The sequence below is a fragment of the Algoriphagus namhaensis genome (assembly GCF_042649705.1).
Classification (GTDB): Bacteria; Bacteroidota; Bacteroidia; order Cytophagales; family Cyclobacteriaceae; genus Algoriphagus; species Algoriphagus namhaensis.
Genome location: NZ_JBHRZS010000006.1, coordinates 345,450 through 358,476, shown reverse-complemented (window position 1 = coordinate 358,476; position 13,027 = coordinate 345,450). Strand labels below are relative to the sequence as shown.

Annotated in this window: 15 protein-coding genes; 3 read left to right on the top strand and 12 right to left on the bottom strand. The window is 37.9% G+C overall.

From position 1 onward, the window contains the following. Positions 1-13: 13 nt before the first annotated feature. The 6 genes from ACFOSV_RS05295 to ACFOSV_RS05270 all read right to left on the bottom strand — a co-directional run bounded on the left by ACFOSV_RS05295 (position 14) and on the right by ACFOSV_RS05270 (position 7,082). Positions 14-748 (bottom strand): DUF6090 family protein, encoded by a 735-nt coding sequence (locus ACFOSV_RS05295; protein ID WP_377904128.1) that lies wholly within the window; start codon positions 746-748, stop codon positions 14-16. A 151-nt stretch (positions 749-899) separates the two neighbouring features. Beyond that, entirely contained in the window at positions 900-1,886 is a 987-nt protein-coding gene (locus ACFOSV_RS05290) for a HupE/UreJ family protein (RefSeq protein WP_377904126.1), read from the bottom strand. Further along, on the bottom strand, positions 1,883-2,743 hold the full coding sequence (locus ACFOSV_RS05285) for a peptidyl-prolyl cis-trans isomerase (RefSeq protein ID WP_377904124.1): 861 nt from the start codon (positions 2,741-2,743) through the stop codon (positions 1,883-1,885). Before ACFOSV_RS05285 ends, ACFOSV_RS05290 begins: the two co-directional genes overlap by 4 nt. A gap of 5 nt (positions 2,744-2,748) precedes the next feature. Continuing rightward, positions 2,749-4,605 carry a DUF3604 domain-containing protein gene (locus ACFOSV_RS05280; RefSeq protein ID WP_377904122.1) on the bottom strand — a complete coding sequence of 619 codons (1,857 nt, stop codon included), beginning with the start codon at positions 4,603-4,605 and terminating at the stop codon, positions 2,749-2,751. 325 nt (positions 4,606-4,930) lie between these two features. After that, positions 4,931-5,674: a DUF6090 family protein gene (locus tag ACFOSV_RS05275; protein ID WP_377904120.1), complete on the bottom strand. Its 744-nt coding sequence runs from the start codon at positions 5,672-5,674 to the stop codon at positions 4,931-4,933. A gap of 154 nt (positions 5,675-5,828) precedes the next feature. Next, the gene (locus ACFOSV_RS05270; protein ID WP_377904118.1) at positions 5,829-7,082 is read right to left on the bottom strand and encodes an alpha/beta hydrolase-fold protein; all 1,254 of its coding nucleotides are present in this window, start codon (positions 7,080-7,082) and stop codon (positions 5,829-5,831) included. A 267-nt stretch (positions 7,083-7,349) separates the two neighbouring features. Between ACFOSV_RS05270 and ACFOSV_RS05265 the strand changes: the two genes are divergently transcribed. Then, on the top strand, positions 7,350-7,484 hold the full coding sequence (locus tag ACFOSV_RS05265) for a hypothetical protein (protein ID WP_377904116.1): 135 nt from the start codon (positions 7,350-7,352) through the stop codon (positions 7,482-7,484). An 83-nt stretch (positions 7,485-7,567) separates the two neighbouring features. Here ACFOSV_RS05265 and ACFOSV_RS05260 read toward each other — a convergent pair whose 3' ends face one another. Continuing rightward, positions 7,568-8,332, bottom strand: coding sequence for a DUF6090 family protein (locus tag ACFOSV_RS05260; protein WP_377904115.1), 765 nt, complete (start codon positions 8,330-8,332; stop codon positions 7,568-7,570). A gap of 31 nt (positions 8,333-8,363) precedes the next feature. On the opposite strand from ACFOSV_RS05260, the gene ACFOSV_RS05255 reads away from it, so the two are divergent. Then, complete coding sequence (locus ACFOSV_RS05255; RefSeq protein ID WP_377904114.1) at positions 8,364-8,492, top strand: hypothetical protein; 129 nt, start codon at positions 8,364-8,366, stop codon at positions 8,490-8,492. Between the two features lie 40 nt (positions 8,493-8,532). Here the strand turns inward: ACFOSV_RS05255 and ACFOSV_RS05250 are convergent, their stop codons facing one another. Continuing rightward, positions 8,533-9,291, bottom strand: coding sequence for a hypothetical protein (locus ACFOSV_RS05250; protein ID WP_377904112.1), 759 nt, complete (start codon positions 9,289-9,291; stop codon positions 8,533-8,535). A 210-nt stretch (positions 9,292-9,501) separates the two neighbouring features. Here ACFOSV_RS05250 and ACFOSV_RS05245 point away from each other — a divergent pair, with 210 nt between their 5' ends. Next, positions 9,502-9,846: a hypothetical protein gene (locus tag ACFOSV_RS05245; protein ID WP_377904110.1), complete on the top strand. Its 345-nt coding sequence runs from the start codon at positions 9,502-9,504 to the stop codon at positions 9,844-9,846. 40 nt (positions 9,847-9,886) lie between these two features. Here the strand turns inward: ACFOSV_RS05245 and ACFOSV_RS05240 are convergent, their stop codons facing one another. From ACFOSV_RS05240 to gndA, 4 genes are all read right to left on the bottom strand, one after another. Beyond that, positions 9,887-10,390 (bottom strand): hypothetical protein, encoded by a 504-nt coding sequence (locus tag ACFOSV_RS05240; protein ID WP_377904108.1) that lies wholly within the window; start codon positions 10,388-10,390, stop codon positions 9,887-9,889. Positions 10,391-10,558: 168 nt separating this feature from the next. After that, a complete protein-coding gene (locus tag ACFOSV_RS05235) occupies positions 10,559-10,993 on the bottom strand; it encodes a hypothetical protein (protein WP_377904106.1) in 435 nt (144 codons plus the stop codon). Between the two features lie 128 nt (positions 10,994-11,121). After that, complete coding sequence (locus ACFOSV_RS05230) at positions 11,122-11,388, bottom strand: tyrosine-type recombinase/integrase (protein ID WP_377905298.1); 267 nt, start codon at positions 11,386-11,388, stop codon at positions 11,122-11,124. A 125-nt stretch (positions 11,389-11,513) separates the two neighbouring features. Further along, positions 11,514-12,929 (bottom strand): NADP-dependent phosphogluconate dehydrogenase, encoded by a 1,416-nt coding sequence (gndA, locus tag ACFOSV_RS05225; protein ID WP_377904104.1) that lies wholly within the window; start codon positions 12,927-12,929, stop codon positions 11,514-11,516. Positions 12,930-13,027: the final 98 nt, after the last annotated feature.

Here is a 13,027-nt window from a genome sequence, read left to right as displayed (position 1 = left end):
CTAAAGAATTTTATCATTGTTCCTTCAAGGTAAGCAGATGTCTTTCAATTTGGTCTAGAAGGGAATTGACATCCTGATGGATCGTTTCATACTGGTCCAGCATAAAGTTTCGGATAAAGAGATTCATCTTAAGCGTTTCCTGGAATTTTCGATTATCCATCAAAGCCTCATGACTTACTGGCTCGGCGGAAACCCAAACCTGGTCCATGTTGATCAGGTCAAGGAACTGTGGATACAAGGTATTCCACTGATGACCATCGTCCACTCCCTTTGTAGTATTTTCGAGATAGGTGTACTTGACCTCATAAAGATTGGAGATTGCATTTCTGAGTGAATCGTCAGAAACCAAATCTACTCCCACAGATTTAAGATTCTCCCAGGCTGCAGTGTTGTTGCTTAATTGAAAATTGCCAATGATGTTTCCGTAGTATGGCTTTAAGGAATCATTCATCGGTACCCTCTCTTGCAAAGCTTTCAAGATAATCTCGTTGGCTTGGATTCGCTCAAAGCTTCCTTTGATGTTAAAATCGAGATCTTCAAGATCTATTTTAAGATTCTGACGCATTTCAGTCAGTAGGGTGAGCTCCTTCTGGCGTTGGTTTTTAAGGTCGTTTGAGTTATTAATAGAGAGTGCAATCAAAATTCCAATAACCACAAGGACTATTTCACCAATTGCATACAGGAGGTACTTAGTGAATTTGCTCTCAGAGAGTAGTTTCTGTCGGATTTTTCTAAAAAATTTTAACATGGGTAATCAGCGGTTTGGGATAAGGGGCAATCTCGTCAAAGCAAAATGTCAAGTTCGATGGATCACTTTGGGTTGCTTATTATTATCAATTTACGATAGGTCAAAACTTGGGCGCGCTTTGCACTAAGACCATCTTAAACATTTTTTTGATTTAAAAACCGGAAATCCGCTCAATCAACCAAAATACAGCCATTGAGCCAATAGCATAAGGCACTAGTTTTTTTGTCCATTCTTTTGATGGAGGTATGGCTTGAACTAATCTCAGTAAAACCAAAACTACCAAAACGAATAAGATTTGTCCCAACTCCACTCCAATATTGAATGTAGCTAATGCCAAGGTAATTTCATTTTGGGGCAAACCAATTTCTTCTAAGGCTCCTGCAAATCCAAATCCATGCAGGAGGCCAAAAGCAAAGGCAACAATCCAAGGTTTTTGACTTGTCAAAGAGGAATGACCTTTCTGAATTTTTAATATTTCTAAGGCAAGAAATACTATACTTAAGGCAATTACAGCTTCGACGGGAGGACCGGGCAGATTTGCAATTCCCAAGGCTGAAAAGCTTAAGGTAATGCTATGTGCCAAAGTGAATGCCGTGATCGTTTTCAAAAGGGTTTTAAATCCTGTGGTGATTATTACCAGTGCTAATACAAATAGTAAATGATCAAAACCCATTAGGATATGCTCTATTCCTAGTATCACATAGGTTTTTGCAACGTTCCATTTATTTGTGGTTTCGGGGATTAGAATAGAATTTTGTGTTGGCCTCAAAAGAAAGCTATGATGCTCCCCATTCAGTAATTGAATATCAACCAGTACGTCCGTACCTGTGGAATTTAACTGGTCAATAGAAAGCTTGGTATTTGCTATACTTTGCTCTCCCTCCAGTTGGTAGCTGTACAATACAAAAGCTTCTAATATCCGGGGAGGAGATGTTTCCGAAAGCGTGAAGCTATTCTCAAATTTAGGTTGAATATTTAAGACCTTATCGACCGTTCGAGGCACTTTCCACAGTATAGCATAACTATTGGGTGATTGTTCCTGAATTTGTAAAAAGGCCGGGCGCACTTCATGTGCATACAGGAAGTGACCACTCAGGATTAAAAAATAGGTCAAAAGAATCTTTACAAAAAGCCTCATGGGTTATTATAGCTTTCTTTGACACGTTGAGGTACCTTTTCGGAAGTAATCTTTACACCATATTTTTCAAGTAGCTCACGATAAATCTGTTCCTGTGTCTCAAGCTCGGACTGATACTCAAATTCATTAAGGACATAAGGTTTGATCTCTTCAAAGTCAGCCATTTCACCGCTGTCCTTCCTAGAAATAAATACCAAATGTTGTCCAAATCCCGAAGTAACAGGCCCCGCCCATTGGTTTGTCGGCAGGCCATCTAGAGCGAGGGCAAAATCATCTCCAAAAGCTTTACTAATTTCGCCAAGGGTATTGTTATTCCATTGATTTGGGAGTGATAACTTAAGTTTTCTTGAATCAGGAATCTCATCACCTGCGTTCAATGCCTTTTTGCTGCTTTCCAATTGCTCCGAAAGATTTGGTTCACTGGATAAAAATAAAACCTGCTGAAATGTAAAACTTGGAGGTAATTGGAATAGATCAGGGTTGGAGGCAAAAAATGATTTCAATTCCTCATCTGTCGGGGGATTTATCATGAAATTCAAATCATTAGAAACAGCTTCCATTTTCTGCGCCAAACGTCTTTTCACTATGACGTCATTGTGATCGAGGTTTAAAGCCAAAGCTTCTTTGTAATAAACTTCTTGACGCAGATAATGATCCAAAAAGGCCTTGATTTCATCCTCATTTGGTTCTCGCTGCCATTGGTTTTTCCATAAACTCAATAGGTAATCATATTCTGCATCATCAATTACAATAGCAGCCTCCGGATCTTCTGTATCATTTGTAAGATAATAGTAACCAAAGATTAAGGCCCCTAAGAGCATGAAATGCACTAAAGGTTCTTTAAAGAATTTCTTCATAAATTTTAATTCCCTGGCTCAATCCAGATGGGTGAAGCCCAAGCTCGTTCTTGGATTACCCTTTTGGTATCTTCTGGATAGTGGACATCAGGATTTCTAATTTCATCCCACAAACTATATCTAGCTGTAGGTAGCTGAATAACCCTGACATAGTAATAGGCATTTTGATTGGGATCGAATACTGGATCTTTCCATACTGCCATCAATTCAGGTGCACCTTTTTCTTTGTTGAATTCACCTGTTTTCATGTTCACAGGGGCGTCGATTGGGGTTACGGTGCCATCAGACTTTAACCGATCTTCAGAGGCAGCAACATTAAAAATGGTATCCTTCATTTCACCATTTTCAACCCAGCCTTTAATGATTTGGATGCGGTCTAGATTTGGAGCAATAGGGTCTTTGATCGCCCATACCAAAAACTCAGGAGCCTCGTTTCCTTCATAATTTTGCCCCATCGGTACTCCTTTGGCATAGCCATCTTTCACCATTTCCTCATAGGAGTTATAGGATGATTGAAAGCCATTTCCTGCAAAAAATCGAACTTTTATTCTTGGTCCGGAAGTGGCAAATGATTCGCGATTATGCATTCCGTCCCAGATAGCTTCACGAGTATTGGAAGTTGCCCATACACCAGTCAATCCCCCTGGGTTCATATCCCGGTTATACATTTCTCCATCCTGCTCATTTCTGGATCGGTCTAATGCAGTTTCATCTGCCATACCATGGTGGCCTACATAGTTGAATTCTTCTACATTGGACATAACACCATTGTGGCTGTCCGTTCCACCGACAAAGCCATATTTGAATGGATTCACTCCTAATTCTTCCTTGTACTTCACCCCTCTAGTTAATCCATATCGGATAAAATTATGCTTCTCAAAGACTCTTCCATTGTACTCCTGAAGTGAAACAGCATTTTCAAAATCGGCAAATTCATCATTGGGCCAGAAATTAGGGACTACCTCTGAATTCCCCTTCGTTTGCATCATTTCCAAGTTTCTTTCGAAATGTTGGCGGGTTTCTGCATAAGTTTTATCAATAGGCTTGTTGTTCATGGCTACTTCAGGAAACAACATGCCTTTACTTTCATTGGGATTATGAGGATTGGCAAAAACTTTCACCCCATTTTTTTCCTGAGCGATCATCCAGTCCCAAAGTTCTTGAGGAGATGGTCCTTCATTGGATGAAAATGGCATGTCAGGCAAATTAGTATCTCTAAAAAATACATTTCGGTGTAGGTTGGCAGTGTTGGGAGCCGAACTCCACTCATAGGCATGGATAGTGGTGAACTTTCCTGGCTTGTAATTTTTTTCTGTGGCTTCAATATTATTCTGCCATTGAGATTTCACGGCTTCATACCCTTGCCAAAAGTCTGGATGTGCATTCCCCCCAGCCAGTGCATCGAGCACATATTTTTTATAAACAGTCAAAGCTGTTTTCAGATCCGGGGCATCTCGCATCGCTTTAGCTGCATCACTGTCATACCCTGGTGTTCCTGGATTCATCAAAGTATAGGTTTCTCCAAGAAATTCCCCGTGATCAGTAACGGCTGCCCAGTCCAATGGTCTGTTTATAGTATGAGGCTTCCCATTGACAAGTACTTCTTCTCCTTGAGCAAAACGATAAGCATCATCAGGAGTGAGTCGAGTGCCGGCAATGAAGGCATCCATAGAGGCGGCAGTATGTAAGTGCTGCTCTCCAAAATAGGCCTCTTTTAATTCATTTTCTACTACATCGTAGCTGATTCCATTATAAACGTATCCCTCATTTTTATTTGAATCTGACATTTCAGATTCATTGTTTTGCGTAGTGCATGAAGCAAGAATGCTTGCCAAGAACCAAAGTTTCAAAGATGATTTCATATAAATTAGGGTTTCAGTACAAGGTCGAAAATTGGTTTGGAGTGAAGCCAGATTAATGAATTTCAATATTGGGGAGGTTTGATTTACAGTTCTTATCACTAACCTAAAAATAGCATAATTCCATAAATGAAGGATAACCCCAAAAAAATCGATCATGCATAAGTTTTTTCTGATCTTAAAATACAAATCTTGGCTAAGAGTTTCCCATGGGTTGGGACTTATCTTTGGAAGCGTTCCTCTTTGTAGGCAAAAATCCTCGTCACACATGGGGTCGGCTTTTAGAAGTCGAAAAAAAGAAGTGAAAGGAAATAGCCATGGATGGGCTTTAGTCTTTTTTTATTTCGGCAAGAATGAGTGCTCGAAGCGCTTCAGTTTGTGTTTGCATATTTTTATGATGAGATAAAAAATTCTCACTTTCTGCAGTGATGTAAGAAAGGGAGTTGAAAAACTTTTGATCGGACTTTAGGTCTTCAAAATTGATCGGAGTTTTGTATTGCACATTGTCGAGCGTCAAAAATCTATCGTTTAGGAGGTCTATCGAATTGAGGTGAATATCTTTTCGTAAATCAAGTACTAGCTCATTTAAAATATAGATTTCATCATACAGTTCGGTGATCCTAGACCGAAGGCCTTTATTCCGAATCAATTCCAAGCCTCTCGATTTGATGGCTTCATATGCAGTTCTTCTTGGCGAAAAAACGTCATATCTCGTCATTGTACCAAAGTAAATCTGCAGCGAGTCATCGTATTTTGACTGAGTATCTGATAGTATTTCCAATAATTTTTTATTCCGATAGTTTTGAATGGAATCTTCGATAAACACAATCGTTATTCTGTCAAGATTGTAATTGATATCATCATATATATTTTCTAGTAAGTTTAATTCTTGAATAGAAGCCTTTCTCTCTTCATTCCATGTGTTAATCTGCAAAGCGATTAAAATTCCTATAACCACTAAAAAAATCTCGCCAATTGCGTATTTGAGGTACTTTTGAGTCCTTCCTGACGAAGAACTAGGCTTATTTTGATTCATAAGGTCGAAGCGAATTTTCCGGAAAAATTTGATCATCGGAAGCTAGTTTTTCTAAAGATAGGATATTTAGTAAAATTTGGGTTTTGAGACTATGAAGCCCAATGTGTATTTAGATGACCTTTATCCTATCTGCAGTTAGGTTAAGCATTGAACTTGCCATTTATCTTACTCCCTGTAAGTGACTGCATTTTTACTTTTCTAGTGCCTTTGAAATCCTATCTATTTTTCCTTGAGAATAATCATTATCGCCGGTTTCCAGGGCTTTTCTATAGAACTCTACTGCTTTCAGGGAGTCTCCTGCAGCTAGGTAACAATCTCCTCTTGAGTCGTAGACATTATTGCTATTTGGAAAGTTGGCAATGTTAAGATCGAATAAGGTAGCTGCCTGATCAAACTTTTTGTCTTGCAGGTAGCGGACCCCAAGTCTATTAATCAATGACTCATCAGGCTTGTTTTCGTATCCCATTTTTTGTGATACGTTTTCATAGTGGGATTTCACCATTTCCAAAGACTCATCAGTGGAGAATAATTCTGTATACAGTATCTCATACCTCAACTTGAAATCATACCAATCAAACAGAAATCGTAAGCCATCATATTCTGTAATCAGTGGAACACTAAAGTGATTTTCTTCTGGGTAGTATTTCCATTCAAAATTTAATCCATTGTCTTTCTTTTCTAATGACTTTGAAAATTTCAATACGGATCGAATGTGTGCTGATGTTCCTAAGGTATCCTCTTCAACGGTGGCATAGTCTTGCCCTCCAATCATCGTATTTGCAATACCTACAAAAAGTCCCTTATTAGAATAATCTTTCACTGATAACAGGGAGTCTACAGTTTCCAGATATGCCATATTATCCCACCAAAAACTAGGATCAATTGCCAAATAATTATTGAAAAGATGACTTCTGGTGGTGAGGGCATGTATCACACTAAGTCCACCAAATGAATGTCCCACATACGTTCGATAAGAGCTTGTTGGATAGGTGCTGTCAACATAGGGAATCAACTCGTCTTCTATAAAATCAAGAAAAGCAGTACCTCCACCACTGTCATATTCAAGTTTATTTCCGGTGCGATAATCAATATCAACTTTAGTAGGTATTAAATCGCGACTTCTATTTGTATTTAGAATAGCAATAACAATCATTTCCGGAAGAACCATTGAATTGATACTCAATTGTTTCATCAAACCGGTTACTGTATTAAAATTTCCGCCACCATCCAGTAAATATATGACAGGATACTTTTTGCCTTCCTGATATTTATTTGGTAGATGTACCCATATTTTTCTGGTTTCTCCAAGAATATCAGATTGGAGTGAGTCAATGTGACCAATTGTGATTTGGTTGTCATTACTTAAAATTGGGCCAGTTTCGTTTGCCTGATCACATCCAAAGGCTGTTAGGACTACAACAAAAAGTATAAAAGTTTTTTTCATATTTCGGTGGTTAGTGGGCACTAAGGGATTGGGATGAGTTGTAGCACCCTACAGGGCGCTATTTTTTATAGGTTTTGTGTGTGCCTTGAAGGTTGAATATAGAGTAAAAAGATGGTCCTTCCTACGAGTAAAATGCATAGCATTTATGATCACAAATAAAAATACGCACTTTGAAAATAAAGTCTTTTAAGCGGAGGGGTAAGGTCCAGAAGGTACGCAAGGCTTGCTGAAAGTCATTGGCTTGGTTTGTCATTGGAGGAATCAGCCTTGAGAAAATATCCTGTGGATATTTCTAGTGAGTGGGAAGACAGCAGGCCAGCTGAAGTACACCAGACGGCAGTGTCTGTACTGATAGCTTTTCCCGCTCAGTGGGAAATAGGAACTCTTAATTGGGGCTATTAGCTCTCTGTATTCTTTCGAGATTGGCGTGTGAGAGACGCACTCTGGGTTGATGGCTCATGGTCGCCCTCTCGATTGTGCTTTCGTTATTTATTCATATTGCCAAGTTCTTTGTAAATTTCATTAACTAGGCTATCAGCATCAGACATCATTCTTTTATAGACTTTTTTTCGATATTCAATATTATACTCTTGGTTCCTTTCAAAAAATACAACAATAGCTTGATAAGTTGGTGATGATGGATTATTTATCCAAGTTGTATCAATTGATGCCATATTGATTTTAGGGTTATTTATTTGAGAGACAAGAAACTTATATGGATAAATGTCAGGAGTTTTTACAAATAAATGACTCAGCTCTTTGGTTATCTCTCTAAAATAATACCTGTATTCTTCAGCATTGAGGTAATATTTTACAATGTTCTCTTGCAGTGGTTTATTTTTAATTTGGTACATATCACCGGAATTTAGCATTTCGTTATATGTATTTTTGTTTATCGAAAAATCATTCCATAATTGAGGTGTAAATTGATTTACTGAATCTATATCCTTAATATTTCGTGCTTTATAGAATAGATTTATCCCAATCTTAAATTTGTTTTCAACTATTGAGTAAATTGAATCCTGACGAGACATATAAATAATATCTGCATTTATTTCATTTCTAAGACTTGTTAGCAATTCAATTTGTTTTTTGGATTTTTGATTTGATTCATTCCAGTTATTAATCTGCAAAGCGATCAATATTCCAATTACCACAAGTACAATTTCACCAATTGCATATTTAAAATACTTTCCCGTTTTTCCTGTTGAAAGTAAGTCTTGTCGAATTTTTCTAAAGAATTTTATCATTGGTTAGTGGTTAGTCCCGATAGCTATCGGGATGAAGCACAACGGTCTAGGCTATGCGTATTTGCTTAGTGCCTCCGACGAGCGAAGTGAGAGGAAGGCAGCGCAATTAACTTTGCAAGTAAAAACCAAACTGCAAATCCGCGAGGATTTTCAGAAGTAGGCAAGAGCGACAAATTAATTATAGCCATTTTTGTCGGTCGTTATTTTTTAGTGGCAACTTCTTTTTTTAATTTTTCTTGCAGATTTAGATTAGCTTCTTTGATTTCCGTCAAATTTTTCGAAAAATCGTTGATTAGCATTTCTCCATAGCCGGTCGATTGTTTCATAGTTTTATAAGCAGTTGAATTTTTATCAGCTACAAATGATTCTAATAAGTCGTCGACATTTTGGTCACTTTCTCTTATATCCAGGTAAAGCAGCCAATATTCGTTCATTTCAGAACTGAAGTTGATATTTCTGTATTCAACTCTACTTTGTCTGATTTCATAAGTATTTTCCTCAAGCATTTCGTAATAATCTATACATAAATCGGTCAAATTTTCGTTTGAAAGATTGTATAATTTTCCGGAATTTATCATTTCGTCATAGGTAGATGTTCGTGGATTGATATCTTGAAGTTGGGCACCACTATAACCTCTCTTAATGTATTTAATTATTGAATCGTTATTATTTTTGAAAAAAGCATATTTGGCTCCTTGTAGATTTTTTAAGTGTCTTGAATAATAATCTTCAATCTCCACTATATGTTCGTAATCCGCTTCTATATCAGCTATTAGTTTCTGTAAAATTGTTGTTTCTACTTTTATGTCCTTGTAATCATTATATGTTCCGTTAATCCAAATTGCAATAAGAATTCCTATTACAACCAAAACTATTTCTCCGAAGGCATATTTAAGATACTTCCCCGCGTTATTTTTTTCCATAAGGTCGTAGCGTATTTTTCTAAAGAATTTTATCATTTGGTTAGTGGTTTGTCCCGATAGCTATCGGGATGAAGCAAAACGGCCCTAGCTATGGCAAGTGCGGGTTTTTGAAACCGAATCTTTTTCCGCCAGACCGAATGTTGTTTAGTTACAATATCTTCATTTTTAAGCCGTTAGCCCGTATTAGCAATAGTTCCCATGATCTAATCTGCTTCGTAAGAGTAGTAGAACCAAAAAGAAGATATCATGGACACCGAAGTTTCTCCTAAGTTATTCATTGGGATCGATGTGCACAAGCATCAGTGGAGACTTTCGATCTTTACTACCCATTGTCATCAAAAAAGAATTCAGACATATCACAAGATATGGACTGATATAGCAGAAGTAAAGAACAAGGCGATTGGACCTGCCGACCGGAGGTGGGCAAACCACCCACATGGCATCACCTTGTCTATTCCTGACTTCTTCCAATCAGTCCTGCCTGCGGCAAGCCAAAAAGTGAGCAATCAAGCCTGTCCGCCTCAGGAGGATCAAAAACCGCCCCGCCTGAACGTCGGGCAGGCAAAACAAAGAAATATTGCTAAAAAATGAACTTTTGATTATTCATGGAAGCCGTTGGTACAAACAGTTTTTAATTCAAGCGATATATTTCGATTGTTCCAGAATATGATTCAGTAATAACAGTTCCATCTTCATAATAGATTTCAAAATTTAGAGCAGTACTTGATGTAAATTTTAATTCAACGAATATAATATCAGAAGATTGAGCAGCATTATTAAACGCAATGTCAAGGTAAACACCAGGAACAGAAATGGTGTTCAGTTCTGATTTATACCCATTTTGTATATCAAAAGTTCTAGTCGCTGGATTTCTGATTTGACAGTCATTCATTCGAATATCATTGAAAACTATGACATTGTCATCATAATTTATATTGACTGAGTTATCGGAACCTATAGTTGCTGTTCCGCTTGTTAAAAATAAATCCGCATAGCAGGTTGTTCCATCTAAAGTGTGAATCTCTAGATATGCATTTTTAAAAAAGTTTGTTTGTTGACTAGGTTCATCATCAGTTGAACAAGATAAAACAGTAAGTCCAATTAAAATAAAAAATAGTAACTTCAGTTTTTTCATTGTGTAGAGTTTAGTTATATTTTTTGTAACGGTTTGAATATGGTGCGTTTGGCATTTCAACGCTCCAAATTTTCAAGTTACTACTATATTTATTAATAGCTATCATCTTCATTTTTAGCGCTATTTGCCAAATGAACTATATTTTTTGTTGTTTGGCGTATTTCTATTTCATAATTTATATATCACTTTATTTTTAACTATTTTATTAATAATAAAAAAAATAATAATACTAATAACTCCACCTATAAAAGTTCCGTAAATATCTTTCCAATCAAAAACACCTCTTGGTAAATATGGCTGTAATATTTCATAAATTATATAACCTATTGTAATAAATCCAATTACACGAAACACTTTTTTTTTCGGTGAATTCAAAATTGCTAACATAAAAAATATCTGAACAACAATTCCCCCTGAATTACCAATGCTGTCCGCAATTCCAAAATCATTAATGCCATTCTCATATATAAAAGGTCTATAAATATTTCTGCCGGCCTCTGTAATAAAGAATGCAAAAACTGCTATTATAAGATATATTATTCGAAATAAATCAACAGTTTTTATAGAATTTTTATCAGTGAAAAAATTATTTGATTTTGCCATATTCAATGCTTTCTTTTATATCCTTAGTTCTTGTCTTATATGCCACACAACTTGTTTATTTGTGCACCTTTGGTACACTTATTCGTCCAAATTTGGTCGTGTATATGCACCTTTGGTAATATTTATTTTTAAAGGTCGTCAAAGGGACTCCGTATATTTTGAAGACTTTTCTGACTTACATGCGTGTTCCCGATAGCTATCGGGACTGTCGTTTTGCTTGACTTGTGCCCCAATAGTTCCTGGATATATCGGAGATCAGTACCACTTTCCAGTAAATGGGTCGCGTAAGAATGCCTTAGCCAATGTAGAGTAGACTTCTTGCTTACCCCCAATATTTTTACAGCTTGTTTCAATACATTTTCCAAATTCCGCTTTTGACCACTATTCTTTTCAATTTCTAAAAAATTAACTAAAAGAAATTTAAGTATTTATTTAGAAAATGACTCCTGGTCGAGATAAAATTCTGTTTTTTGGCAAAAAAAAGCTCCGGAATCTCTCCGGAGCTGAATAGTTTGAAACTTTATTTCTCCTTCCAATCGGTATGGAAGATGCCTTCCCGATCGATTCGCTCATACGTGTGCGAACCGAAATGATCCCGCTGTGCCTGGATCAGGTTTAGGGGTAGTCTACCCGAAGTATATGCATCAAAATAGCTCAGCGAATTACTCAATCCAGGAAGAGGAATGCCATGGTTGATCGCAGTGATTGCGAGTTCGCGGGCAGCGGAGATGGATTCTTGGATTTTGGGGACAAAGGCTGATGATAAGATCAGGTTTGGCAGCTTTGGCTCTGTGGCAAAGGCTTCAGAAATATCAGCCAAAAGACCAGCACGGATAATGCATCCTGCTCGCCAGATTTTAGCAATGGTGGCTAAGTCCAAGTCATAGCCATACTCCTCGGAGGCATCTGCAAGCTGATGAAGTCCTTGGGCATAAGCCATGATAAATGCAAAATAAAGCGCCTGCTCTGCTTGATCTATCAGCTTGGCCTTGTCGAGAGCCGGAATATCCTTTTTGGGATAAAGCTTCTCTGCAGCTAGTCGCTCGGACTTTAGGGCGGATATCTCCCGCATACTCACCGCCATGTCAATGGTTGGGATCGGGATCCCGAGGTCCATTGCATTTTGGGAAGTCCACTTTCCGGTTCCTTTTTGTTTGGCTTTATCCAAAATCATATCCACCAGATGCGCGTCCGTGAGTTCGTCTTTTTGATCAAAAATCTCCGCAGTGATTTCTACCAAAAAGGATTGCAGCCTTCCCGAATTCCAAGTGGAAAAAGTCTCATGGAGCTCCTCATTCGTCAATTTTGCTCCTTTTTTCAGAATATCATAAATCTCAGAAGTCAGCTGCATCATGGCGTATTCAATGCCATTGTGCACCATTTTTACATAGTTTCCAGCGGATTTTGGTCCCAAATAGGCCACGCAGGGTTCGCCTTTGTATTTGGCAGAGACTGCTTCAAAAATGGGTTTCACATGTTGGTAAGCCTCTCGATTTCCTCCGGGCATAATACTCGGTCCTCGACGGGCTCCTTTGGCACCTCCAGATACGCCCGAGCCAAAAAAGTTGATTCCTTTTTCTTGTAGGTAGCTTTCTCGTCTGTCCGTATCGGTAAAGAATGAATTGCCTCCATCAATGATAATATCTCCTTCGTCCAAGTGAGGTAAAAGATTTTCGATCACTTGATCTACGATTTTGCCCGCGGGAACGAGCAGCATGATTTTACGGGGGTGTGAAAGACCTTCGGTAAAGGATTTCAGATCTGTAGTGGCGTTTACACGCTCGGTGTTTCCACCTTCTTGGATCAGTGCATCCACTTTTTCTTGGTCGAGATCATAGCCTAGGGCTTTGAAATTATTGTCTGCAACGTTGAGAATAAAATTTCTCCCCATCACCCCAAGTCCTATCAGTCCAAAATCGTAAAAGTCATGTGTCATATTCTATTTCCTTCTTGTAGGTTTAAAAGCCAAAAATAAAATGGCGTGGAACTTTCTGCTTAATATTGGAGTCCTCTCCCCAAGCAATAGCCAAAAAT

What these genes read in the sequence shown, in the direction of transcription:
- ACFOSV_RS05295 (WP_377904128.1), bottom strand. Translation starts at nt 748, where the DNA reads ATGTTAAAATTTTTTAGAAAAATCCGACAGAAACTACTCTCTGAGAGC.
- ACFOSV_RS05270 (WP_377904118.1), bottom strand. Translation starts at nt 7,082, where the DNA reads ATGAAAAAAACTTTTATACTTTTTGTTGTAGTCCTAACAGCCTTTGGA.
- ACFOSV_RS05235 (WP_377904106.1), bottom strand. Translation starts at nt 10,993, where the DNA reads ATGGCAAAATCAAATAATTTTTTCACTGATAAAAATTCTATAAAAACT.
- gndA (WP_377904104.1), bottom strand. Translation starts at nt 12,929, where the DNA reads ATGACACATGACTTTTACGATTTTGGACTGATAGGACTTGGGGTGATG.
- ACFOSV_RS05285 (WP_377904124.1), bottom strand. Translation starts at nt 2,743, where the DNA reads ATGAAGAAATTCTTTAAAGAACCTTTAGTGCATTTCATGCTCTTAGGG.
- ACFOSV_RS05250 (WP_377904112.1), bottom strand. Translation starts at nt 9,291, where the DNA reads ATGATAAAATTCTTTAGAAAAATACGCTACGACCTTATGGAAAAAAAT.
- ACFOSV_RS05255 (WP_377904114.1), top strand. Translation starts at nt 8,364, where the DNA reads ATGAAGCACAACGGTCTAGGCTATGCGTATTTGCTTAGTGCCTCCGAC.
- ACFOSV_RS05245 (WP_377904110.1), top strand. Translation starts at nt 9,502, where the DNA reads ATGGACACCGAAGTTTCTCCTAAGTTATTCATTGGGATCGATGTGCAC.
- ACFOSV_RS05275 (WP_377904120.1), bottom strand. Translation starts at nt 5,674, where the DNA reads ATGATCAAATTTTTCCGGAAAATTCGCTTCGACCTTATGAATCAAAAT.
- ACFOSV_RS05240 (WP_377904108.1), bottom strand. Translation starts at nt 10,390, where the DNA reads ATGAAAAAACTGAAGTTACTATTTTTTATTTTAATTGGACTTACTGTT.
- ACFOSV_RS05260 (WP_377904115.1), bottom strand. Translation starts at nt 8,332, where the DNA reads ATGATAAAATTCTTTAGAAAAATTCGACAAGACTTACTTTCAACAGGA.
- ACFOSV_RS05290 (WP_377904126.1), bottom strand. Translation starts at nt 1,886, where the DNA reads ATGAGGCTTTTTGTAAAGATTCTTTTGACCTATTTTTTAATCCTGAGT.
- ACFOSV_RS05280 (WP_377904122.1), bottom strand. Translation starts at nt 4,605, where the DNA reads ATGAAATCATCTTTGAAACTTTGGTTCTTGGCAAGCATTCTTGCTTCA.